We start from the raw sequence: 23,810 nt of genomic DNA on the forward strand, positions 1-23,810 counted from the left end.
GTACCCGCCGCCACCGTGTTCCGCTCCGGCATGCGGCCGCTACCTCGGCTGCGGGAGCGCATTCACCTCTGTCACGTCCCGCTGGTCGCCCGGGCCCCCGGGTGACAGCCGTGGCCGCCGACTACGGCCGCCGCGCCCGGCTCCGCTCCCCCCGATCCGCCACCGGTGATCAAGAGGTTCGCGTCAGGAACGGGTCCTGAGATGACGCGAACCTCTTGATCACCGCGGGGGGCGGCGGGGGTGGGAGTGGGGGGACCGGCGGGTTTGGCGGAGGGGGGAGGGGTGCACGGACCAGAGCAGGCGGCGCCACCAGGGGCGAGCCGCGCGCAGGTTGGCGACGTAGACCGTGGCCACCTCGGCGGCGCGGGCCGCCTGATCGGCCGCCGCGGCGCCGGGGGCGAAGCCCACCTGATTGAGCAGGGTCGCCAGCTCATCGACGGCCGGCTCGTCGCCGGGCACGCCGCCGCCGGACACGCCGCTGCCGTTCGCGTCGCCTCCGGGTGCGCCGGCTCCGACCCGGCCGCCTCTGGTCGTGCCGGCTCGGGCGTCGGCCAGGGTCTGCCGGGCCTGCGCGGCCACCTCGGTCGCCGCCAGGTCGTCGCCGACCGGGCGGCCGGCCAGTCGCAACGCGTCGGTGACCTCCCGCCAGGCGCCGGCGATGCGCTGGTTGGGGTCACCCCCCGCCAGTCGCTTGCGGGTGAGGGAGCGACGCATCGCCAACAGGGTGAGCAGCAGCGCCCCCACCACGAGCAGCAGACCACCGCTGCCGCCCGCGACCAGCACCGGCGTGGACACGCCACCTCGTGCGGGCGGCCCGTCGGGAGCGGCCACCGGCTCCGGCGACGCGGTCGGCTCCACTGTGGGCGCCGGCGCCTCCGACGGCGGCGGGTCCTCCGGGGTCGGGCGGAAGTCCTCCTCCACCGGCCTCGGCTCGTTATCCGGGCGGGGCAGCGGGTCGAACGCCACCCACCCCAACCCGTCGAAGAGCACCTCCGGCCAGGCGTACGCGTCACCGGCCCGCACCGGCCCCTGCCCACTGCAGGAGAAGCCGACCACCACCCTCGTCGGCAGACCGGAGAGCCGGCCGAGCACCGCGAACGCCGCCGCGAACTGCTCAGACGTTCCCCGCTGCCCGCCCCCGTTGCGCGGACCGAAGAGGAAGAAGGCCAGGTTCGGGTATGCGTGCCCGCTCGGCGCGTCGGCCACCACCCGGTAGTGCTCGGCCAGGAACTGCTCGATCGCCGACGCCCGCGCGTACGGGGCGCCGTTCTCCTCGGCGAGCTGCGCGGCCAACCGGCGCATCGGGTCGGGCACCCCGTCGGCGACCCGCAGCACCCGGGCCACCTCCTCGCCGGCCGGCACGTTCGCGGTGGCCAGCAGGTTGTTGTCCGGGCGTTCCCGGGCCGACGTCACCGTGTACCGCAGCCCCGGTGTCAGTCCCTCCGGCCTGATCAGCGTCCCCGTCGCCGGGTCGTACGCCACCCGCGCCCCGCTGACCTCGCGCGGCGTCGCCACGGCCGGGAGCAGCCGGCCGCTCAGCTCCGCCACGGTGATCTCCTGCCGAACGGTCTGCACCGTGCTGTCCCGGGCCGGCGCGGTGGCCGGCAGGATCCGCCCCGCGTTGCGGTACGTCGCACCGACCCGCCAGGTGATCCCGTCGTAGTCGCTGAGCACCGCCAACCGGATCTGTACGCTGCGGCCCGCCTTCGGGTCGTCCGCGTCGCCGGTCGCCGTCGGGTCGTCCGCGCCGCCGGCCGGTGGGGTGGCGCCCACCGTGCTCACGTCGAGGAGCTTCTGCTCCGGTCGCAGCGCCCACCCGGAGATCCGGATCAGCGGGTTCTCGTCGAGCGTCTGCACCTGCGGTGGCTCCACGTACCGGCGCGGGTCCACCGGCCGCCCGTCGACCTGACCGGCGACCACCGGGCCGAGCAGCGCGACCAGGCCGATCACCAGCGCGACGCCGAGCGCCGCCGAGGCCGCCAGCCGAAGTCGTACCGCCGCGCGCATCCCCGGGGCGAGACCGGCCGTCGGGTCACCGCCGGCCGGCGGCGTACCCGTCGGCGCGGCGAGCCCGACCGCCGCGACCGCGACGAAGGCAACTGTCGTCCCGATCGCCGGTTCGGCGTTCGGGCCGACCACGTAGAGGGCCGCGGCGTAGAGCCCTGCCGCCGGCAGGTAGCCGAGCAGCACCCGGCCGGTGCGCAGCGCCACCTCCGCCCCGGCCAGACCGGCCAGCCACGCGGCCACCACCGGAACCAGCACCGTGTCCGGTGTGGGCTCCACCGGAATCATCGCGGTGAGCAGCCGGGGAATGCCGTTGCGTGCGGCGTCCGCGCTCACCTCCAGCAGGCTGCCCGGCAGGTCGGCGCGGGCGGCGGCCAGCCGCAACGACCACAGCGTCCACCCGGCCAACGCCGCCACCGACACCGGTGCGACGAGCCAGGACGGCAGTCGTCGGGCGGCGACGCTGACCAGCACCGAGCCCACCGCTGCGCCGATCACCAGCCGGGTCAGCAGGTCGCCCGCGTACACCCGGCCGAGCACCACCCCGGCGAGCGCGGTGAGCGTGATCAGCGCCAGCGGCACGGCGGCCGCCCGCAGCGCGCGTACCACAGGCCCGGTCGCGCCGCCGGCTGCCGACGGCGCCTGCCGCGGGTCCGTCGCCACGTCCGGCGCGCGCTGCGGCTCGACACCCGTCACCACCGGCGCACCCCGTCCCACTCGGCGGCGAACTGCGCGCCGTCCACCGCGTCGACCACCACCAGGCCGGCCGTGCCCGCCGGCGTCGGCTCGGCCGCGCCGAACACCCCGACCACCACCGACGGGTACGCGCCGCGTAGCGCGCCGACATGTCCCAACCCGTCCCGCCCACCCGGGCCGGTCAGGAAGATCAGCGTGTCGCCGAGCCGGTCCTGGCGCAGCCGGGTGGTGACCGCGCGCAACGCGTCGTCCTCGTCGGACAGGTCGGCGGCGGCGAGCCGGTCCAGGGGCCCGACCTCGGCGTCCCCCGCCGGGCCGCGCTCGATCAGCTCCGGGCCGACCAGCAGCATCACCACCGGCAGGTCCGCGCGGTGCGCGGCGGTGACGACCGACGCCGCCGCCTCACACGCGGACTCGAACGACTCGGCCACCCCGTCGGACCGGTGCGGATGCGCGGCAGAGCGGTTGTCCAGGAGGACGACCAGGCGGGGCAGGCTGGTGTCCACGTTCTCGCGCACCATCAGCTCGCCGACCCGGGCGCTCGTGCGCCAGTGCACCCGACGCAGCTCGTCACCCACCACGTACTCCCGCAGCGAGTCGAACGTGATCGACCCGTGCGGCACACCGTCCACCCGGCCGTCGAGGCTGCGCCCCGCGCCGGTGGGCACCGCCGTGAGCGGATGGACCCGGGGATGCACCCAGACCGGCGTCGTCTCGCCGTACGGGCGGGCCAGCGCCACCAGACCCAACGGGTCGCGCCGGGTCACCCGCAGCGGACCGACCGGCACCACCCCGCGACGGTCGGTCGGCACGTCGTAGCGGACCTCGGTGTCCCGACCGGGTCGCAGGCGCAGCAGCGGCACCGGCACGACACCGCTCCCGCACCGGTCCTCGGCCAGCAGGTTCGCCGAGCGCAGCCGGCCGGCGTTGCGGACGGTCAGCGTCATGCTCGCCGGCTCCCCGCGCGCGACCCGGTCCGGGTCCGCCCGGCGGCCGACCACCAGCCGGGGCCGCCAGGCCGCGGTCAGCGCCGCGTAGCCCACCGCCGCGCCGGCCGCCGCGCCGAGCAACGTCAACTCGGGGTACGCGAAGCGGAACCCCAGGCCGAGCAGGACGACGGCGGCGACGAGCAGCCCGATTCCGCGGGCGGTGATCCCCATGGCGCTGCTGCCGGTCAGCCCTGCACCGGGGCGGGCTGCCCCGACGGCAGCGGCACCGGCACCGAGGCGATGGCCTGGCGCAGCACCTCCGCGGCGGTCACCCCGCGCACCTGCGCGTCCGGGGTCAGCAGCAGCCGATGCGCGAACACCGGTTCGGCGAGCGCCTTCAGGTCCTCCGGCATGATCCAGCCCCGGCCGTCGATCAGCGCGTACGAGCACGCCGCCCGGGTCAACGCGATCACGCCCCGAGGGCTGACCCCGACGCGTACCTGCGGATGGGTGCGGGTGGCGGCGGCCAGCCGGACCGCGTACGCGTAGAGCGGCTCGGCGATGTGCACCCGACGGGCCATCCGGACCATCTCCCCGACGGTCGCGGTGTCGGTGACCGGGGCGAGCGCCTCGGGGGAGCGGACCGTCGCACCGCGCAGCACCTCGACCTCGACCGCCTCGTCCGGGTAGCCGACGGACAGCTTCACCAGGAAACGGTCGAGCTGCGCCTCGGGCAGCCGGTAGGTGCCGTCCATCTCGACCGGGTTCTGCGTGGCGACCACCAGGAACGGCGCCGGCACCGGGTGCCGGACACCGTCCACCGTGACCGTGCGCTCCTCCATGACCTCCAGCAGCGCCGACTGGGTCTTCGGCGACGCCCGGTTGATCTCGTCGGCGATCACGATGTTGGCGAACACCGGCCCCGGGTGGAACTCGAAGTCCCGGCTCGCCTGGTTGAAGATGGTCACACCGGACACGTCCGAGGGGAGCAGGTCTGGCGTGAACTGGATGCGCCGCCACTGACCCTTCACGGTCGCGGCGATGGCCCGTGCCAGGGTCGTCTTACCGACCCCCGGCACGTCCTCCAGCAGCACGTGACCCTGGGCGAAGAGCGCGGTCAGCGCCAGCCGGACCACCTGCGGCTTGCCGAGCACCACGGCGTTGACGTTCTCGGCCAGCCGGGCAGCCAGGGCGGCGAAGCCCTGCACCTCCGGCTGGGTGAGCGGCTCGTGGGTGTTCACGGTCGGCGGTGCTCCTCGGCTGGTGGTTCAGCAGGTGGGCAGGACGTTGATGTTGTCGCCGCCCTCCAGGTTGAGCCAGGCCCAGGGAATGTAGTTCTTCCCGCTGTACTCGACCTGCACCCACCAGGTGCTCTGCTTCTGGTTGTTGTAGATCCACGAGTCGACGTTCTCGCCGGACTTCTTGCAGTACGCCTTCAGTCGGGTGCCGGGCTTCGCCCAGCCGGCCTGCTGGTCGTTGTCCTGCCGGGTGACCTTGAAGATCTCGTTTCCGTTGCGGCCGTCGACGTCACTGTTGCAGTACGTCCGCTGGTCGCCGTCGGGCCCGTTGTTGCACGTCGCGATCCCGTACAGCGGCTCGGTGCTCTCAGCCCTCTGCGCGGTGCCCTTGCCGGCGGCGTTGCTGGCGGTGACCGTGAACGTGTACGCCGTGCCCGGCGTCAGCCCCGTCATCGTGATGCTGGAGCACGCCCCGGCCTTCGCCGGCTCTCCCGACGTGCTCAGCGAGCAGGTGGCCGTGCCGCCGCCCGCGTCCACGGTGAACGTGACAGTCGCCGACGTGGCCGTCGCCGACGAACCGGTGACGGTGACCCGGGGCGCGGCGACCGTACGGGCCGTGGCGGTGGCCTCCGGACCGGGCCCGGCCTCGTTGACCGCCTTCACCTTCACCGTGACGTTCTGGCCGTTGCCCAGCCCGGTGACGGTGGTGCGGGTCTCGGTCACCTCGCTCGTCCTGCCACCGACGTCCACCAGGTACTTCGTCACCGGCCGGCCGTTCGCCTCGGCCGGCGACCACTGCACGGTGACCGCGCCGGGCTGGTCGGCGACCGTCCCGGCCTGCAGGTCGAGCGGCCGGCCCGGCGCCGCGAACGGCACCACGGTGTTGCTCACCGGCGACGCGGCCGAGCCGGCACCCTTGTCGTTGACCGCCACGACGGTGAACGCGTACTGGGTGCCGAACTCCAGCTCACCGGCCGGCACCACCAGCTCCGTCTTCGTCGACTCGCCGGCCGGCGCGTTCGTCCCCGCCGACGTGGCCGTCACCGCGTACTTGGCGATCTTGTTGCCCTGCCCGTTCGCGGCCGGCCACTTCACCACCACCGTGCCGTCCGGCCGCTCCTGCGCCGTGACGCTGGCCGGTGCATCGGGCACCGCCGCGGTCGGGGTCACCGGGTTGCTGCTGCGCGCCGGGCCGTCACCCTTGGCGTTGACGGCGTGCACCGCGAAACGGTACGTCTCGCCGTTGGTCAGCCCCTTGACCTCCACCGAACGCTGGTTGGCGCCCACCTCCAGGCGTTGACCGGCACCCTGCACGACGTACTTGATGATCTCGGCGCCGTTCGCGGCAGCCGGCCGCCAACTCACCCGAGCCTGGGCGTTGCCGGCGGCGGCGGTGACGCTGCGCGGCGCGCTCGGCTTGCCCACGCGGGGCTTCTTCGGCGGGGGCGGCGGCGGGGGAGCCGGCGGCGGGTCACCGCCCAGCACGTCGTTGGCGTACTTGTCGACCTCGCGCACCTGGTGCTTGTCGTCCACCACCCGGGCCGTCGCCGAGTCGGGCGAGTTGATGAAGAGGTGGTTTTCCCGCACCTCCATCTCCAGTGGCCCGTTCGCCCTGCCCTTGATGGTGTCGACCAACTGGCCGCCCGCGTCGAAGGAGTAGATGGTGCCGGTCGCCTCGTCGGCGCAGTAGAACCGGTCGGCCCAGGCCACCGCCGGGCTCAGCCGGTCGCCGCTGCCCGGCACCGTGAACGCCCGCTCCTCACCGACGTCACCCACGACCAACACCCGCCGCTCGGCCGGTACCGTCACCGGCACCCGCGGACCGGAGGTGCGGGTCGGCATCGCCGCCGGGCCGGGCAGTGTCAACGGCGTCGGGCGGACCTCACCGCGCTGCACCCGCACCAGCCGGGCGGCCGTGCGGTCGAGTACCGCCACCCCGTCGTCCAGGGTGGAGACCACCAGCTCGTGGCTGGCGTCGGCCACGTCGTACGTCTCGACCCGTTCGGGGCTGAGCCCGCCACCCGCCGGCGCGGCCGAGGCCGGCGCGGACGGCAGCTTCGCGGCGGTGATCGCCGAGACGGTGCCCTCGCTGGGCACCGCGATCCAGAGCCGGCCCTCGCCGTCGAACGTGCCGCCGGTGATGCCCGGGGGATAGCGCACCGGCTCGCCGACCGGGCTCAACGACCGCGGGTCGAGCTGCCGCACGATGCCCTGCACGGCGTCGACGACGAACGCCGCGTCCTCGTGCAGGGCGACGCTCACACCCAGGCCGGGGGTGGTCGGCGTGGTCGCGGTGAGCTGCAGGGTGGCCAGGTCCAGCGAGCTGATCTGCCCGGTCTGCAGATCACGCAGGATCAGCAGCCGATCGGTCTGGGCGACCTGCATCGGATGCCGGCGGGCACCGGGAACCTCGGTGCGGGTGTCCACCCGGGCGGTGACCCCGTTGACCCGGGCCAGCTCGCTGCGCACCGCGCTCCACAGCCACGAACTCGCGTCGTAGTTGGCCACCGCATTGTCCGCCGCACCCAGCCCCAGGACGGTCAGCCCCATGGCGGCCAGCAGTGCGGTGACCGTGCCGACCGTCACCAGCCCGCCGCGCAGTCGGGACCGGGAACGGGGGGCGTCGGTCCGCTCGGCGTCGTCGATGCTGGCCACAGCCGGCTGCCTTCCCTGAGTCGTGGCAGGTGGCGTACGCCTCGCGGCGACCCCTCCCCTGAGCCGGGTGCCATCATATGGCCCGGCCGGGAACGGGGGAACCCGCACCGTCACCCCTGTGGATACCGAGCGTGCGCAGTGGACGCCCAGCTCAGCTCGACGATCGCGAACCCGACTGTGTCGACTCGGCGGCGTGGACCGCTCGCGATCAGCTTGGCGGCGTGGACCGTTCGCGGTTGGTGCAGACCTGGCTCGACGTGGCGAAGCTGGCCGTGGAGTAGACCGCGAGCACCGTGAAGCAGTAGTCCACCCGCGAGCTGAGCCCGTTGACGGTGTGGCTGGTCCGCCCCGGTTCCACGGTGGCCATCACCCCGAGCGCCAGACCGGCCCGTCCGCCGGCGACCATGAACGGCACCGCCCCTCCGGACGGGTCCGTCCAGGTCAGGGTGATCGTCACGACGTCGTCGCGCAGCTTCAGGTCACCGGGAGGGGGGCCGGTCACCGCCGGTGCCGCCGTCACCGCACCCCCGGTCGGGGGCGGCGCGTCGTCGCGGTTCAGCACCACCGCACCCAGGCCGGCGACCGCGACCAGGGCAACCCCGGCCGCCACCGCCGCACCGATCAGCGTCGCCCGGCTGCGGCCCGCCGAAACACTCTCATCGGCGTACGCGGCCGAGTAGGTGTCCTGCTGGTACCGCTGCCCCGGGTACACCTCGTGGCTCTGCTGATAGGGCTGCCCCGGGTACTGCTGACCGGACGGGTACTGCGCGGCGGGCGGGTGCGTGAGGGTGGCCGGCGGCCCGTAGGTCACGGGCGTCAGGGACGCCGCCGTCGTGTCCTGCGGCGGGGCCGGTGCCGGCCCGACGGCCGGGAACACCTCCGTGGACGCGGACGCGAACCCCGACGGCTCGCCCTGCACTGTCGACATCGTCGCGCTCGCGACCAGCATGCTCTCGCCGCCCGCTGTGGACTGGCCGTCCATGGTGGTCGCGCTGCTCGGTGTCGCCTCGCTGTCCGGTGTGGTCTCTGCGGTGTCCGTACGGGACGGGTCCTTGGGGTCGCCGCCAGCCGTGGGCAGCGGATGCGGGGGCGCGCTGCTGCTCCAGGGCGGGGCGGTCAGTCCCCAGGGCGGCGCGCTCACCGGCGGCGCGGAGACGGGCTGGCTGTGGCCGGGCGGTCCGGACACGGGGTAGGGGTGGGCGGGTGGTCCGGATACCGGGTAGGGGTGGGCGGGTGGTCCGGAGATGGGCTGGCTGTGGGCGGGTGGTCCGGACACGGGGTAGGGGTGTGCGGGTGGTCCGGAGATGGGCTGGCTGTGGCCGGGTGGTCCGGACACCGGGAACGGCTGCGCTGGTGGTCCCGACACGGGGTAGTTCTGGAGGGGCGGCGCGGAGACGGGTGGTCCGTAGCCGGGTGGTCCGGACACCGGCTGGGCGTGGGCCGCCGGTGGGCCGGAGGCGGGGTGGGGCTGGTCGGGCGGTCCGGAGACGGGTTGACCGTGGTCGGGCGGAGCCGACACTGGATGCGAAGGGCCCACGGCCGGTGCGGAGGCTGGGCCGACGTGCGCGGGCGGCGCGGAGACCGGCTGCGGCGCGGTGGGCGTCGCGGCGACCGCGTGGTGCAGGGGTGGCCCGCTCACCGGGCGGGAGGGCGCCGCGCCTGGAGTCGTCGGGATCGCCCCGGAGCGCCCCGGCCCGTCAGTCGTGCGGGTCGACCCGCTCGGCCCGGTCGCTGCGATCCGGGCGGCCTCCTCGGCCAGCAGGGGCTCGATCTGCCGTACCTGAATGGTCGGGTCGGCCCACCGCGGAGCCGGCGGTTGGGGTGCCGACGGCGTGGCGGAGGGCTGCGCGGCGGCTGCCGGGGCCGGGGTCGCGGGGTGGGCCGGAGGGTGAGCCGGAGCCGCGGCCGCCGCCGCGGAGAGCGGCGCCTCGACGACCGGGTGGGTCGGCTGATCACTCGTGCGCTGACGCGGCGGTGCGGGTGGTGGCTGCTGCCGGACGTACGGCGTCGGCCGGCCGACCGCCCGAGACAGCGGCGCGACCGGTGGCCGGGGCGACGCCGCCGGCTGCTGCTCGGCCCGCTGGCGCGGCGGCACCGGATGGGTGGGAGTGGCGGGCGTCGGCGACATGGCGGACGCAGGCGGTATCGGACGGGCGGGGCTGGCTGGCGTCGGCGACATGGGGGACGTGGCCGGTGCCGGATGGGCGGGGGTCGGGGGAGGCGGTGGGGCCCAGGGCGAGGGGGGAGCCGGACGGTCGCCTGCCGCCGGGCGCATCGCGGCCAGGGTCGCCAGGGACAACGTCGGGCCGGTCAACGCCGATCGGGCGCCAGAGTCCGTCGTCGTGGCAACGGCGGCGGACGTCGGCGGCCCGACGTCCGGCCGGTTCGGGCCAGGGTTGGCCGCGCCGAGGTAGTCGCGGGCAGCGCGTACCGCCGGGTGGTGCTCACCGAGCACGGCGGGCCCGGCGCTGGCGACGCGCGTGTAGTTGCGGCGAGCCTCGTGCCTGTTGCCCAACTCCTCGGCAACCTCGGCCAGTTCGAAGGCGAGCGCGAGCATCATCGGCTCGGAATGGTCCCAGCGCCGCTCGCCCGCCGCGAAGGCCTCCTCCAGCACCCGGCGGGCGGCAAGTGGGTCGTCTGCCTCACGGTGCAAGCGGGCCAGCAGGTGCGCGGTGTGCAGCGTCTCGGGATGGTCCTCGCCGTACGGCGGACGGGCGGACCCGACAGCGTCCGCGAGCAGCTGCCGGGCAGTGCCGAGGTCGCCCTCGGTACGCAGTGCGAGGGCCCGTTGCTGGATGGCGGCCAGAGGAGAGGGATGGGACACAGGGCAATGCTGCCCGTCACCGGGCCGCCGACGCTACCCGGGCTCACGCCCGATCCCGCTTCGGTGACCTCGCGTGACGGGTGTGAGCAGGGGCGGGAGGACGACCCGGCAGGGACCAGTGGGCGATGTGCATGATCCACGAGTGCCGTGTACAGTAACTCCCCGTGCGGCTCGCCGTGCCGACCTCGGATGGAAAGATCATCTGGGCGGCGAGGTAGGCTGAACGAGCAGGTCCGGGTGGCGGAATGGCAGACGCGCTAGCTTGAGGTGCTAGTGCCCGTATAGGGCGTGGGGGTTCAAGTCCCCCCTCGGACACGAGTACGTCTCATATGTGCGACGTAGACGTAGCGGTGGTCAAGGATGCTTGACCACCGCCGAAACCCATCCGATGTAGCGTCTGGCGCTACTCTCAGTGATCAGCGGCGGGCGAGCCCCGCGCTGACGCGCGGCGGCTCTTCAGTGATCCCCGCCGTTGTCCTGCCGAGTCCGGCACCGGTCGTGGGCGTGGCTCCTGGCACCCCTGCGGCAGCCATGAGGTGTCCTCCGCTACCGCTTCCGAGTCTTGCAGTCACTCGAAGCCGTACAGCCCTCTATGGACTGGCAACGCTCGATTCGCGTGGTCGGATCGCCGATCGGTCCTGTACTGTGCCAAAACTGTGCTTCGCATTCGTGACCTGGGGATTTGCGAGTGGATCAAGCGGCTCGGCGGTATTCGTTGATCGCGCCACCGAGAACCCGTCGCCGGCGGATCGGCCTTTCGATCGCGATGACCGCGCCGGGGTCGTAGTCGGGTGGATGCTGGTTCAGGCTCTGGTGTGGCCGGTGCCGGTCGAAGTGGTCCTCGTAGGCGCGGAGCACGGTGCGGGCGTGCTGTTCGTTGTAGATCAGTACCCGGTCGGTGCACTCGGCCCGGACGCTGCGCACGAAGCGTTCCGCGAAGGCGTTCGCCCGAGGCGTACGTGGAGGATTCTTCACCACCTTGATGCCTTCGGCGGCGAACACGGCGTCGAACGACGCGGTGAACTTGGCGTCGCGGTCGCGGATCAGGATCCGGAACCGTGTCATCCGATCGCCGAGGTCCAGCACCAGGTTGCGGGCCTGCTGGGTAGTCCAGCCAGCAGTCGGATGTTCGGTGACGCCGAGGATGTGCACCCGCCGGGTCGTGATCTCCATGACGAACAGCACATACAGCCGCCGCAGCGTGACGGTGTCGATATGGAAGAAGTCGGTAGCCAGCAACCCGGCTGCCTGAACGCGCAGGAACGTCCGCCAACTAGTGTCGATCTCACGCGGGGCGGGACCGACCCTCGATCCGGCGAGGATGCGACGGATGGTGCCGGCGCCGACCCGATGGCCGAGCCCGACGAGTTCACCTTGGATGCGCCGATGCCCCCAGCCGGGATTCTCCCTGGCCAGCCGCAAGACCAGGTCCCGCAGATCGTCGCTGATCGGTGGTCGTCCGGGACGGTTCGGGTAGGTCCAACGCCTGCGGACCAGGCGGCGGTGCCAGGCCAGCAGGGTGGCCGGGGTGACGATCCGATGTTTCCACAACTCCCGCGGCAACGCCCGGACCAGCGCGGACAACACCGCCCGCTCCGGCCACGACAGCCGCGGCCGACCGACCTGACGCCGCAATACCGCCACCTCATGGCGCAGCACCAACAGCTCGGCGACCATCGCCGACTCGCTACGCGTGGCCCGCGGCAACCAGCCGAACACCCGCACCGCACTCAGGTACAGCAGCCGAACCAACACGCCTGCCATGATGCGTCACCGTCGCGAAACAACAGCTCACGCGCTGTGCGACGAGTTTTGGCACCGTACAAGCCTAGGGAGCGAACAGAATGGGGCGATCATGGTGAAGTTTGGCCGCCAGAAGGCGGAACCGCAGGACGTCGAAAGTCATCTCCGCCAATTTCTCGGCAAACCCTTCAGCACCCTTAATGAGGCTCTTCCTGATGGGGCTGTGATTCGTCTTCACGGATTCGCCGAGGTGCCCAACGACGGCCAGGTGACCATGGTCACGGATGGGTTGGCCAGCCTCGCCCGCCAGCACGGCTGGGCTCGTCGGGACGGTTATGCTCAAGAGTTGCTCTTCGTGTTGGACGGCCAATTCATGGGCCCCGATATGTTGGATTTTGTGATGTCCTGCGCGGCGCGTTACGCGCAGCAGGGGCGACTCCTTTCGTGGGACGAGCCCGTTCGCCTGGACGTCGACGTGCCGTCCAGCTCCGGGATGAGGTTTCTCCTACCTACCCCGGCGGCCCTCTTCGAGGAAAATTTCCAGTTCGCAACCGGCCCTACGGGCGAAACCAACTTTTGCCTGTTGGTACCGGCCTACGAGGTGGAGGCTGACCTTCTGGCGTCCCGAGGGCCCGAGCATCTCTTTGATGTCCTTGATGAACAGGACGTCGACGTTTCCGACCTTCGACGGTCGGCACTGCGTATTCGTGGGCACGGCCTCACGTAGGAGTCACGGCCCGTTCATTCGTCATCTCTGATCTTCTCCCTGGCGTCGCACTGGGTTGCCACGGCTCGTTGACGAAGGAGGGCGCTCCCATCCGTCGCACCGGCCCCAACCCAGGGCCCCGGCAAAGTCGTCAGGTGATGCCGAGCAGTGCCAGCGGGCGGGTGCTGTCGCGGGCGTGATGCCGGTTGGCGGCGGCGATGTTGGCTATTCCGGCGGTGCGCAGGGGCACCGATGGCGGCGTTGCGTAGGGCGGCCATGACCTCGGGCCCGGTCCCGGTGCGGATCTGGCAGCGATCGTCGTCGTAGGTGACGTCCCGCACCCAGTGGTCTTTGTTTTCGATCGACCAGTGGCCGCGGATCCATGCGGCCAGTTGCGCCGGTCTCGCTTGGTGCACGCGCAGGTCGGTGATGGCGTAGACGGTCTCGGTGGTGAAGCGTTTCGGCTGGTCCAGGCGCCGCCTGCGGCGGCGGATCTGCAGCGCTTGAGCGGCGTGTGGGAAGTCGATGCCGGTGGAGACCGTCAGGACCTTCAAGGTTCGGATCTCACGGCGGCCGTGCCCACGGGCGGTGTCGCGGGTGGGCGTCGGGAACGGCCCGCCAGGGCAGGCCGGCGAGTTGGGCATGCAAGCTCGGCTGGTTGCCCTTCACGGTCAGGATCCAGTGTGCGCCGCGTTCGGCGAGGTAGTCGACATGCCCACGCTGACAGTGCAGCGCGTCGGCGGTGATCACGGTGTCGCGCAGGTCGCCGATCTGGTCGAGCAGCGGCTGAAACCGGGTGATCTCATTGGTCTTGCCGTCGACGTCGGTACTGGCCAGGACCACGCCGACAGCCTGATCACAGGCGGCCATCACATGCCGGGCCGCGTTGTCGGCGGTGCGCGAGCCGCGCAGGGTTTTGCCGTCGACCGCGATCGCTCGCCGGGACGTCGACGTGCCGGCAGCAGACCGGCCGGCAAGCCAGACGCTGACCGCCGCGGTCAGTAGCTGCGGGTCCATGGCCTGCAATAGCCGGCGGATCATCGCCTCGGAAGGGCGTCGATCCGGGGCCATGCCCAGCGCGAGCGCGGTCGTCGCCGGCACGTCGGCGATCCACTCAGCGATCGCGGTGTACGACCGGTGGCCGGCCACCACCGCGCACACCGCAGCAGTCACCACCACCGTCAGCCGGTGCCGGACACCGCGACGGGCCCGCGGATCAGGCAGATCGGCCAGCGCTGCAAGCAGCCCGCCAGCGGCTTCGGACACGGTCAGAGCCGGTGCACACGACACCGACGAGATCAGCGATGATGGCAGCGCGGGCATGACTCACTTCGGCGATCAACACGGCGTAGGAACCCTGATGATCTTCCGATACGTGCCGATCGACAGTATCTATATCGGTGACCGGGTTTCTGCAGTAGACCCAGAGACGGGCGCGGTGACCGCCCAGTCCGTTGTGGATGTCTACGTAGGTAACGGAAGTCGCCACATTGTCGACCTCGACGTCGATGACAATATTCCGGGTAAGCTGCGGGCTACCGCCGAGCATCCCATACGCCCAGGTGAACATCGGCCACGCTCCAGACCGCGATACCCTCAGCATGTGCTGGCCCGTGATCAACGCAGCCCTGAACGACTTGGCGGCCACCGCAACATGACACCGAGGCTGCGGCTCACCGCTCGACGTACTCGACATGCCTCAAGAGATCCATGCGCCAGCAGGCCCAGCCCTTGTCGGCCGGGTGACCATCGCAGACCTCCAACAAGGGCGGTGAATTCGTGCATTGAACCGCGAAGAATCCGGGTGCTATGGCTGCCAACAGGTCGACCCGCTGAAGCGCACCAAAGGCAGAGATGCTTAGCGGCGGCTCGCCGACGCCTGATGATTGAGCGGCCACAGGGGATAGCTGCACTTTCATCCTGGCTAGTCGATGACGGAGCGAGTCGCCGCGCATGTTCAATATGCTATTCGCGCTCACGCACGGTGATCTGGATTGTGGGATCGATCCAGGCCTGGCCGTACCGTAACCTATGAGCATGCGCACCCTGAGTGGCGCACGGGTGATACGTACAGGAGTTCGAATCCCCCCTCGGACACGTTATTTCCCCACGAAGCGTGATTTCTCTTCGCGTTTCGAGCGATCCCCGTCCCGTTGGGCGGGGATTTTTGCTGCGCGGGGCAGGACGCTCGTCGGGGCGGTGAGCGGGAAGACCTCCGTGTCAGTTTCGATGGTCCAGGCGTCGTGGTCACACACGATGATCATGTTGTTGAGCCGCAGGTAGCCGGCGACGCTGTCTGGATCCTGGTCGCGCATCGCCGGGTGGTGCCGACGCAGGCAGCTGTGGTGTCGAATCCTGTCCAGGAGATGGTCTCTCGGACGTAGAGGGTCTTCTGTCGTCTCGATGAGGTGGGTCGGGTGCAGGTGTTGCCGTGTCGGCGGCGGTAGCCGGCACGGTCGTGGACCCAGTGGGAGTCCATGATTCGGCCGCACACGCCGCAGCAGATCACTCCGGCCAACACATAGCAGCGGGGGATGCCGTCGGCTGGGGTCGGTGCGCTGTGGATTGCCTGGACGGCGACGAAGTGTTCTTCGCTGACCAGCGGAGTATGCGCGATCTCGCGGGAGATGACCCAGTCAGTGGAGGCGCTCCACCGTTGGATCTCGTGGTGTCGATCGAAGGTTCCCTTGTCAGGGAGGGCATCACGGTCGGTGCGTTGACGGTTCCAGACCTGCCGCCCGGTGTAACGGGGGTTGGCCAGGATGGCCGCGACAGTGGTGAGCATCCATTGGCGGCCGCTGCGGTGGGGGTTACGCGCTGGGTCGGCGCCGGACGGGCACAAGACGCCGTTGTCGTTGAGGGCGCGGGCGATGCTGGCCACGCTCCGGCCGGCGAGCCGCTGCTCGAAGATCTACCGTACGTGGGGTGCGGTGGCAGGGTCGGGCGGCTGACCGGCGCGGACTCGCAGTGCCGGGGCTTGCGCTTCACCGTCGGTACGGGTCGATGATTTCCTTTGGGCGCAGCGCGGGGGCGGCGAGGTCGCGGAGTGTCGGCGAGGTGAGGTAGAACCTGCCTCGGGTCTCGCCGTGCTGTTCGAGCATGTCCGCCCGGACGAGGGTGCGAAGGTCGCGGGTTGCTTGGTCGTCGGTGAGGTTCTCGTCGCGTTGATAGAGGGTGCGGCGTACTCGACCGCCGGTCGCGGCGAGGTGTAGGGCGCTAACAACCCGCTCGGGCAGCCCGTTGCGCCGGACCCAGGTGTCCAGCAGTTCCCAGAGCTGCGCGGCTTGGTCGAGGCGTTGCCGGACCAGTTGGGCTTGTTGGTGGTGGGCGCTCAGGCAGAATCGGATCCACTTGCTGGTGTCGTTGTCGGGCTGCCAGGTCGGGCCGCCGACCTCACCGAGCGCGTCGTAGTAGGCGTAGGTGTTTCGGCCGACGCCGAGCCACTCCTCGATGGAGGAGAACTCAGGGGCGAGGACGCCGTCGCGGGCGAGTACGAGGGTGTGGAGGCACCGGGACATTCGGCCGTTTCCGTCCCGCCAGGGATGGATCTTGACCAGGTTCAGGTGAGCCATGGATGCCCGGACGAGCAGCGGTGTCTCCGGTTCGCCGTCGGCCAACCAGTCGATCAGCTCGGAGATCAGCGACGGGACGTCGTCGGCGTCTGGCCCGGTGTAGACGCGTCGGCCGGTGTGCGCCTCGTCGGTGTGGATGTCGCCTGGACGGTAGCGGCCCGGCCACTTGCTGAGGTCATGGCGGAGCATCATGAAGTGCAGCGCGTTGAGCAGCATGTGCTGCCAGGTGAACTCGCGTGAGCGGGCGAGTTGTTGCACGTAGGTCAGGGCGTCCCGGTAGCCGGTGATGACCTCCCAGGTTTGCGGGCTCGTCTCTACCGGTTCGTCGCCGGCGACGGCCGCGGCGGCGTCGTCCAGGGACACCTGGTAGCCCTCGATCGAATTCGAGCCCTGGATGGCGCCGCTCCTCAGCGACGGCCGGTGCGGGCCTCGGGTGACGTGCCGCCGTAGGTGGACAGATCGACGCTGATCAGGGCTGGGTGGATGGGACTTCACTGCCGGCGGGCTGACCGTGCGGGCCACCGTGGGCATGGGGGATCGCTCGGCGGCCACGTCCCGGGATCGGCCGGGGCGGTGGCGGCGCCGTCGAGGCGCGGACGACGAGCTCGACCGGTTGGTCGGCCGCCGGTGGAAGCTCGACGTCCGGCTTCTCGATGACCTGTACCAGCAGCGCGAGGCCCTGCCGCGTGACCTCGTCGAACGGCTGCCGCACGGTGGTGAGCGGGGGAGTGACGTAGGCGGCGACCGGGATGTCGTCGAACCCGACGACGCTGATGTCCTCGGGCACCCGGCGCCCGGCCTCGAGCTGCGCGCGGATGAGACCGATCGCCATGTCGTCGTTCGCGGCGAACACCGCGGTCACGGTGCCGTCGCCGGCCAGTTCCCGGCCCGCCGCGTAGCCGGACGCGGCCGACCAGTCGCCCTCGACGACCGGCGGCTCGTCCGCGCCGTGGGCTCGCAGCCCCTCGCGCCAGCCGGCGAGACGGTCCCGTGCCGAATACCACCGCTGCGGGCCGGCCAGGTGATGGACGGTCGCGTGCCCCAGCTCCAGCAGGTGCTCGGTCGCGGCCCGCGCGAGCCGGCCCGCGCCGACCCTGGCGGTCACCACCTGCGGCGCGGCGAAGGTGGGCGGCGCGCCGAGGACCAGGACCGGCACGTCGACGCTGATGAGGCCGACGCCCTCGTCGATCGGCTCGGAGATGACGACGCCGTCCACGCCCTGGCCCAGCAGCGACGTCAGGGCGCTCGCGATGCCGCCCGGGTCGCCCTCGATCGTGGCGGCCACCCGCAGCGTGTAGCCCACCTCCCGGACCGCCCGCTCGATGCCCATGAGCCACGACGCCGGCCCGTACAAGGCGCTGCCGAGCGTCACCACGCCGATCGACCGGGTCCGCCCGGAGGCCAGCGCCCGGGCCGCCTGGTTGCGCCGGTAGCCGAGCTCCGCGGCGGCGTCCAGGACCCGCCGGCGCACGTCGGCCGAGACATACTGCTCGTCGTTGAGGACCCTGGACACCGTCTTTTGGGAGACGCCGGCCAGCCGCGCGACGTCCACGCTGCGCGGCGTCGGAGGGCTTCCACCCGGCCTCGCCAGTCGCGTCATGGCACCTCCCGCCGCCGGCCATCGTCCTCTATGATTGCGCTGTCATGTCTACGCAGTCAGACGCTCGCCATCAAGATCCCGTAACCCGCCCGTGACGCTGGCGAAGCACGTTTCTTACCAGCACCCTAACCCCAGTTTCGAACCGAACAGGTCAGGCCGGGCCGCCCGCCGACTTCACCGAAGACGGCAGTGCTGCTGTCCACGCCTTCGGCGTGTCACGCGGCCGGGCGCCGCAGAGGCGAATCGGTTCGCTACTCGATCGGCGCCGCGTCGGTGGGCCGGCGACACGGAGTGCCTGAGCGCGATGCCCTAGCACTCCGGAAGGGTCGTACTATCGGCGGCCACTCGAAGCTTGCGAGGCGTCAGGAGCAGGGAGTAACCGTCTTGAAACCTTGACTTTACGCTCGATGCACCCATTAATACGTACCTATGTATTTGGCCGCAACCACCCTTCCCGGGTGGTCGGCGACGCCGGCAGCTTTGTCGAATCGATTCGAGTATCGGCCTTGAGGCTGTGCCCTGAACCGGTGTTGCGGAGTTGGCGGATGAGTCACAGGAGGTAACCGTGCATCGTACGAACGTCCGCTGGGGTGGCCGATTGTCGGCGTGGGCCAGAGGGTTGGCCGCGACCGTGGCGCTCGCCCTGCCCCTGACGCTGGGTGGCCTGACCCTGGCGCCCCCCGGGTCGGCCCTGGCCGCGCCGGTCGAGACGCAGAGTGTCGCGGCCGCCGGACCTGACGGTGTGGCGGCCGGTAACGCCGCGATCACCTCGATCGACCTGAGCGGGACCTGGGGCTTCACGCCCGCGGGCCGGGCGGCGACCACGATCGCGGTGCCCGGTGGCGGCTGGTACAAACAGGGCTTCACCGACGTGAACGAGGCGGTGTACTCGCGCAGCATCACCGTGCCGGACTCGGGGCAGCCGCAGTCGACCTGGATCGAGTTCGGCGCCGTCAACCACCAGGCGACACTCTCCGTCGACGGCCGCGTGGTCGCCACCCAGACGACGGCGTTCACCCCGTCGAACTTCGACATCAGCGCATACGCGGCGCCCGGCACCACCCACACGATCACGGTGAACGTGAAGGGCCGCGGCGCGTTGAAGGCATCCAACGGCCGGTACCTGGTGCCCGACGCCGCCACGTGGTCCGAGGCGATACCGCAGGGGATCTTCGGGTCCGCGTTCCTGCGGGTGTACCCGGCGGTGTACGTCAGCGACACATTCGTGCGTACGTCGGTGGCGAACAAGACGCTGACCTACGACGTGACGGTGCGGAACACGTCGGGCAGTTCCCGGTCGGTGACGTTGACCGGGTCGCTGTCGTCCAGCAACGGAACGGCTTTCAGCTACCCGGCACTGCCCAGCCGTACGGTCACCGTGGCGGCCCGCTCGACCGTGATCGTGACCGTCGGGCCGGTCGCGTGGAACCTCGACAGCACCTCGTACTGGTGGCCCAATGTGCCGTACCGGTCGGGGTACCGGGCGCAGTTGCACGGGCTGACGGTGCATGCCGTCACCGACGACGGCCGGACGAGCGACGCCGAGTACCGGTTCGGGTTCCGGGAGGCTACCCAGAACGGTGACTACTACTACCTCAACGGCGTGCGCGTGAACTTCCGCGGCGACAACCTCCAGGGTGGCGACTATGACCGGATCAACAACGGCGGCAAGGGCGACGCGTACCACACCCTGCCCGGCTTCCTGCCCCCGTCGTCCGGCAACGGCGGCTGGCCGCAGGCGGTGGACAACTACCAGCGGCTGAACTACAACGTGGTGCGCATCCACCAGGAGCCCGGGAGCCCGTACATGTTGGATGTCGCCGACGAGATGGGCCTGATGATCATCGACGAGGTCGCGATTCGCGGCTCCCAATCCTCGCAGGAGTGGCAGAACTCCGTCGGGCGCGACAACATGGTCAACCACGCCCGTGCGCTGGTCCTGCGCGACCGCAACCACCCCGCGATCATCCGCTGGAGTCAGAACAACGAGCCGAACCAGAGCGGCCAGGATTCCGAACAGTTCGAGAAGGACCTGTACGCGGCGATGAACGGCGCCGACGGCACCCGGCCGATCATTGTCGAGGTGGGCGTCGGCGGGAATGTCAGCCTGTATCCCGGGATGACGTACGCCAACTTCGCGGTGATCCCGCACTACGTCGACGGCTTCGGCAGGTACGGGGAGGGCCTGATCACCGTGAATGGGCGGCCCGACGGCGAGGGCGAGTTCATCTGGCCGGCATGCAACAACAAGCAGGGCTTCGAGTGGTTCGCCACGGCAACCCTGGCCAAGCGCGGCAAGGGCGCCACCGACCTGCGCCCCTACACGCTGCTGTCCGCCTGGGCCAGCGTGGTGCCCGGCGTGCGGTCCACCGACTTCACCCCGGAGGAGGGCGGTCGCCCCATCTACGGCGCCGACAACCTGCCCGACCCGTGGAGCAACCCGCAGATCCAGCGCGTGCAGGCGGCGTTCAACCCGGTGGCCGCGGTCGACCTCCCCTACTGGTCCGCCTCCGGCAATTCGGACTCGAACGGCACCTTCCCGCTGCCGCAGGCGGTACCCAGCTACGCCCGAAACGCCACTGTGACCCGCAACATCACCGTCTTCAACGACGACGTCACCAACACCTCGGTGGGCTTCACCTGGACCGCCCGGCTCGACAGCCCGACCGGCACTGTCGTCGCGTCCGGCAGCACCACCCTGACCATCCCACTCGGCTCACGGGTCACCCAACCGGTGTCCTTCACCGCCCCCGCCACCGGAAGCCGGGTGTACCTGCAGCTGTCGACCGCGAAGTCCGGCAGCACCGTCTTCACCGACGCGGTCGAGTACCTCAACCTCAGTGGAAGCGGCGGAACCGGGCCCGCAGCAGGCACCTACCGCATCGTCAACCGCAACAGCGGCAAGCCCCTCGCCATCGCCGGCAACTCCACCGCCGACGGCGCCAAGGCGGTCCAGCAGAGCGGCACCCCCACGTGGACGATCAGCACCACGCAGGACGCCTACACCCTGCGCTACACCGCCTCCGGAAAGGTGCTGGACGTCAACGGCGGCAGCACCACGGCGGGCCTGCAACTGCAGCAGTGGTCAGCCAATGGCGGCACCAACCAGATGTGGTACCTGCGACCCACCGGTGACGGCTACTACACCATCGTCAGCCAGGCCAGCGGACTGGCAGCCGACGTTTCCGCCGCCTCGACCAGCGACGGGGCGCAGGTCGTGCAGTGGACCGCCAACGGCGGGACCAACCAGCAGTGGCAGTTCGTAGCCTCCTGACCAGTGGCAGAGGTGAGTGTCAAGTTCGGCCGCCGGTAACGGGCTGCCGATTGTCGCGCCGACTCGGGGGCACGGTTTGTGCCTCCGAGTCGGGCGCGATCCCATCATGGTGGGACACGAGCTACCGATCCGGACAGACGCGGGCCAGGTCCGCTCGCTACCCGTACGTGAGCCAGGCCCGGGCGTCGCGGCTGAGTGCACGGACGGTCGAACGCGCGTACTGGCAGTTGGAGTCCGCTGGCTACTCCCGAACCATCTTGCGGACGCAGCTGAGCCACCGAGATCAGCGATGACTACATGCTCTACATCTGGCGCGCTCAAGAGGGACGGCCTCTCGGCGTACTTGACACACCTCGTGGGGTAGTGCGCAGCATGTCGTGGCAAGACGCCCTCATCATCGCCTACGACGACGGCACGATCATGAGCTGGGACGTACGCAATAACCCCGCGCAGGTTCCGGCTGAAGGCAGTGAGCACCGTGCGCTCAACAGCGAACGATATGGCTTGCCGCCAAAGCCAGTCGACTAAAAGTTCACCAGCGTGCAAAACGGCTCTCGTGGTGGCCCGCCGATGTCAGACAGAGAGGCCGTAGCGGACTGAATCCAACTTGATGGCTGCACACTTACACATGGTTATGGCGGTCAGTCTTGAGTCAGCCCTGGCCGTACCGTAACCTATGAGCATGTGCACCCCAGGTTGGTACACATATGATGCGTACAAGAGTTCGAATCCCCCCTCGGACACGAACCATAACCCCACGGTGCGCGCTGAGATCCACTGCAGCGCGCACCGTTTGCGTTTCGGTCTCGTAGGTGAGTCGGAGTCCGAGTTGCCGGTGGACCTCGGCTTTGTCGTCGGGGTCGGCTTCGCGCAGCACGGTGGCGATGTCGCCGAGCGCGGTCACCAGGGCCGAAATCTCTGCTCGGCTCATCCGGCGCGGGGTGGTGCCCGCGATGGCGCGTTCGGTCTGGGTCTGCGCGATCCGGGCGGTGACAACCGCCGGGTCGGCGCACTGCGTGCCTCGGGCGGCGTGGTGTGGGACAACCGACGGTATGGTTCCCTGTACGTCATCGACGCACCCGGGCTACGTCAACAGCTCCGCCGACAAATCCCCGTGGTGCACGTTGGCCAGGTTGACGCGGTTGATGCTGTCCGCCTGGCCTTCCCCGACGTTCGGTGGACCGTGGTTGCTCTTACCTGTCCCCGAGACGTGGCGGAACGAACGAGTCGTCAAGGTGAGCTTGACGCCGTAGGGCGTGGCGGTTCGGTCACCGGGGCGGCTCGACGTCAACCAACTCGGCGTCCAGCAGATCGGCTGCATCCTCGACGATGGCCACGAATTCCTCCGGTGGGATCCTGGCGACGAAGACCTTGCCCAGGTCATCCGGAAAGGGATGGTCTGGCCGCCAGAACGCGAAGCCGATCACTAGGTCGTCGTCAAGGTAGGCGTACATGGAGACGTTGTCGACGGTCTCGCCCCACTGCATGAACCAGAACTGCTCCCGAAACTCCGTGTCGTCTGCGTGGAGCAGCCGGAAGATCTCCTCCGGCGTGCGGCCCGGGAAGGGACAGGGCTTGACGTCGCGTCGGCGCACCTGCGCCGCGCTCGACCGCATAACGCGGATGAAGAACGGGAGGAAGGCGTAGTTGTCCTCGGTGGGCAGTCTCTTGCCAGCCGCCCAGAGGTCGACGACGCGGATTTGGTGCGGCTCGACCTCGCCGATCTCCAACGCGAACGTGGCCCGGTCACCGAAGCGTCGTGTCATCAGCCCACGGGCGCAGTCATAAGGAAGGCCGTGCCTGACGGGGTAGCTTGCCATCCCTCGGCCAACGCCTTGCGGACAATCGCAGCGACCGCCGACGGGAGAACGGGCACGGCCGACCCGCCAATCCAGTTACTTGGATGGTCCTGAGGCATGCTGACCAGCAACACCCTGGCCTTGCAATCGACCTGTTCTACAGCGACAGCGAGCGGTCGCTCACACAGCCCTTGGACATAGGTTGGTTTGCCGCGCACTCGCCACCTGTAGGTGACCCCGTCAACAGTTATGAGTCGAGAGCCCTTCTTGACCAACGACATGACAACCCTCCTCGACGCCAGATGGCCGTGCCCGTAGCATGCCCGATGCGGCGGTCAGTATGGGGTAGCGCGGGACGCGACCAGCGAGGCAGACACGCTGCGTGCCGCCTGCCCCAGAATGTCTCTATGCGTCGTTTAGATCAACGCGGTTTCCAAGCTGAGCGTGGGCCGCGGCCCTAGTCACCTTGCTTGGGCTGGAAGTAGCGCTGATTGATCCGTGCAGCGCCGCCGGGCTTCCCAACCAGAATCTGACGCCCCTGCGTGAGGGTAGCCGTAGACCTGCTGAGAGGCTGCCGGGCATAGCAGGTGCCGCAGAACGCACGGATATGCGAATCGGGCTTGCCGCACGGTACCTCCGGGCACCAGGTCAATTACCGCTGGTCCAGCCCGCTCATGCCGATGAGGGTGTCGGCGCGAACTTCGCTGCCGGTTCGAGTTGCGCTGTGGACTCATGCTGATGCGGTTCTGTAGGTCGAAGCCCGAGTACCG

General features: G+C 70.3%; 15 protein-coding genes and 1 tRNA gene. 3 read left to right on the top strand and 13 right to left on the bottom strand.

What is annotated here, in order from left to right:
- Positions 1-219: 219 nt before the first annotated feature.
- From ACFYPH_RS26645 to ACFYPH_RS26665, 5 genes are all read right to left on the bottom strand, one after another.
- Positions 220-2,700: a DUF3488 and transglutaminase-like domain-containing protein gene (locus ACFYPH_RS26645; RefSeq protein WP_387185527.1), complete on the bottom strand. Its 2,481-nt coding sequence runs from the start codon at positions 2,698-2,700 to the stop codon at positions 220-222.
- Positions 2,697-3,860 carry a DUF58 domain-containing protein gene (locus ACFYPH_RS26650; protein ID WP_387185530.1) on the bottom strand — a complete coding sequence of 388 codons (1,164 nt, stop codon included), beginning with the start codon at positions 3,858-3,860 and terminating at the stop codon, positions 2,697-2,699. The genes ACFYPH_RS26645 and ACFYPH_RS26650 overlap by 4 nt, the downstream gene beginning before the upstream one ends.
- A 14-nt stretch (positions 3,861-3,874) precedes the next feature.
- The gene (locus tag ACFYPH_RS26655; protein WP_354858549.1) at positions 3,875-4,870 is read right to left on the bottom strand and encodes a MoxR family ATPase; all 996 of its coding nucleotides are present in this window, start codon (positions 4,868-4,870) and stop codon (positions 3,875-3,877) included.
- A 27-nt stretch (positions 4,871-4,897) separates the two neighbouring features.
- Positions 4,898-7,522, bottom strand: coding sequence for a fibronectin type III domain-containing protein (locus ACFYPH_RS26660; protein ID WP_387185534.1), 2,625 nt, complete (start codon positions 7,520-7,522; stop codon positions 4,898-4,900).
- A 208-nt stretch (positions 7,523-7,730) separates the two neighbouring features.
- A complete protein-coding gene (locus ACFYPH_RS26665) occupies positions 7,731-10,346 on the bottom strand; it encodes a tetratricopeptide repeat protein (RefSeq protein ID WP_387185537.1) in 2,616 nt (871 codons plus the stop codon).
- 231 nt (positions 10,347-10,577) lie between these two features.
- On the opposite strand from ACFYPH_RS26665, the gene ACFYPH_RS26670 reads away from it, so the two are divergent.
- Positions 10,578-10,661: transfer RNA gene (locus tag ACFYPH_RS26670), tRNA-Leu, on the top strand.
- A 378-nt stretch (positions 10,662-11,039) separates the two neighbouring features.
- Here the strand turns inward: ACFYPH_RS26670 and ACFYPH_RS26675 are convergent.
- A complete protein-coding gene (locus ACFYPH_RS26675; RefSeq protein WP_363940530.1) occupies positions 11,040-12,110 on the bottom strand; it encodes an integrase core domain-containing protein in 1,071 nt (356 codons plus the stop codon).
- A gap of 91 nt (positions 12,111-12,201) precedes the next feature.
- Here ACFYPH_RS26675 and ACFYPH_RS26680 point away from each other — a divergent pair, with 91 nt between their 5' ends.
- Positions 12,202-12,816 (top strand): suppressor of fused domain protein, encoded by a 615-nt coding sequence (locus tag ACFYPH_RS26680; RefSeq protein WP_387185540.1) that lies wholly within the window; start codon positions 12,202-12,204, stop codon positions 12,814-12,816.
- A 14-nt stretch (positions 12,817-12,830) separates the two neighbouring features.
- Here the strand turns inward: ACFYPH_RS26680 and ACFYPH_RS26685 are convergent, their stop codons facing one another.
- From ACFYPH_RS26685 to ACFYPH_RS26710, 6 genes are all read right to left on the bottom strand, one after another.
- Entirely contained in the window at positions 12,831-13,349 is a 519-nt protein-coding gene (locus tag ACFYPH_RS26685; RefSeq protein ID WP_354858559.1) for a hypothetical protein, read from the bottom strand.
- Positions 13,350-13,359: 10 nt separating this feature from the next.
- The gene (locus tag ACFYPH_RS26690) at positions 13,360-14,118 is read right to left on the bottom strand and encodes an ISAs1 family transposase (protein WP_387185543.1); all 759 of its coding nucleotides are present in this window, start codon (positions 14,116-14,118) and stop codon (positions 13,360-13,362) included.
- A 776-nt stretch (positions 14,119-14,894) separates the two neighbouring features.
- Positions 14,895-15,110 carry a hypothetical protein gene (locus ACFYPH_RS26695; RefSeq protein ID WP_355066824.1) on the bottom strand — a complete coding sequence of 72 codons (216 nt, stop codon included), beginning with the start codon at positions 15,108-15,110 and terminating at the stop codon, positions 14,895-14,897.
- On the bottom strand, positions 15,056-15,706 hold the full coding sequence (locus ACFYPH_RS26700; protein WP_387185584.1) for a recombinase family protein: 651 nt from the start codon (positions 15,704-15,706) through the stop codon (positions 15,056-15,058). Before ACFYPH_RS26700 ends, ACFYPH_RS26695 begins: the two co-directional genes overlap by 55 nt.
- Positions 15,707-15,779: 73 nt before the next feature.
- Positions 15,780-16,730 carry a Fic family protein gene (locus tag ACFYPH_RS26705; RefSeq protein WP_387185547.1) on the bottom strand — a complete coding sequence of 317 codons (951 nt, stop codon included), beginning with the start codon at positions 16,728-16,730 and terminating at the stop codon, positions 15,780-15,782.
- Between the two features lie 106 nt (positions 16,731-16,836).
- On the bottom strand, positions 16,837-17,967 hold the full coding sequence (locus ACFYPH_RS26710) for a LacI family DNA-binding transcriptional regulator (protein WP_387185550.1): 1,131 nt from the start codon (positions 17,965-17,967) through the stop codon (positions 16,837-16,839).
- A 565-nt stretch (positions 17,968-18,532) separates the two neighbouring features.
- Between ACFYPH_RS26710 and ACFYPH_RS26715 the strand changes: the two genes are divergently transcribed.
- Complete coding sequence (locus tag ACFYPH_RS26715) at positions 18,533-21,241, top strand: RICIN domain-containing protein (protein WP_387185553.1); 2,709 nt, start codon at positions 18,533-18,535, stop codon at positions 21,239-21,241.
- Positions 21,242-22,509: 1,268 nt separating this feature from the next.
- Here ACFYPH_RS26715 and ACFYPH_RS26720 read toward each other — a convergent pair.
- A complete protein-coding gene (locus ACFYPH_RS26720; protein ID WP_387185556.1) occupies positions 22,510-23,007 on the bottom strand; it encodes a hypothetical protein in 498 nt (165 codons plus the stop codon).
- Positions 23,008-23,810 lie beyond the last annotated feature (803 nt).

The organism is Micromonospora sp. NPDC005252 (assembly GCF_042872475.1).
In the GTDB taxonomy this organism is placed as follows: Bacteria; Actinomycetota; Actinomycetes; order Mycobacteriales; family Micromonosporaceae; genus Micromonospora.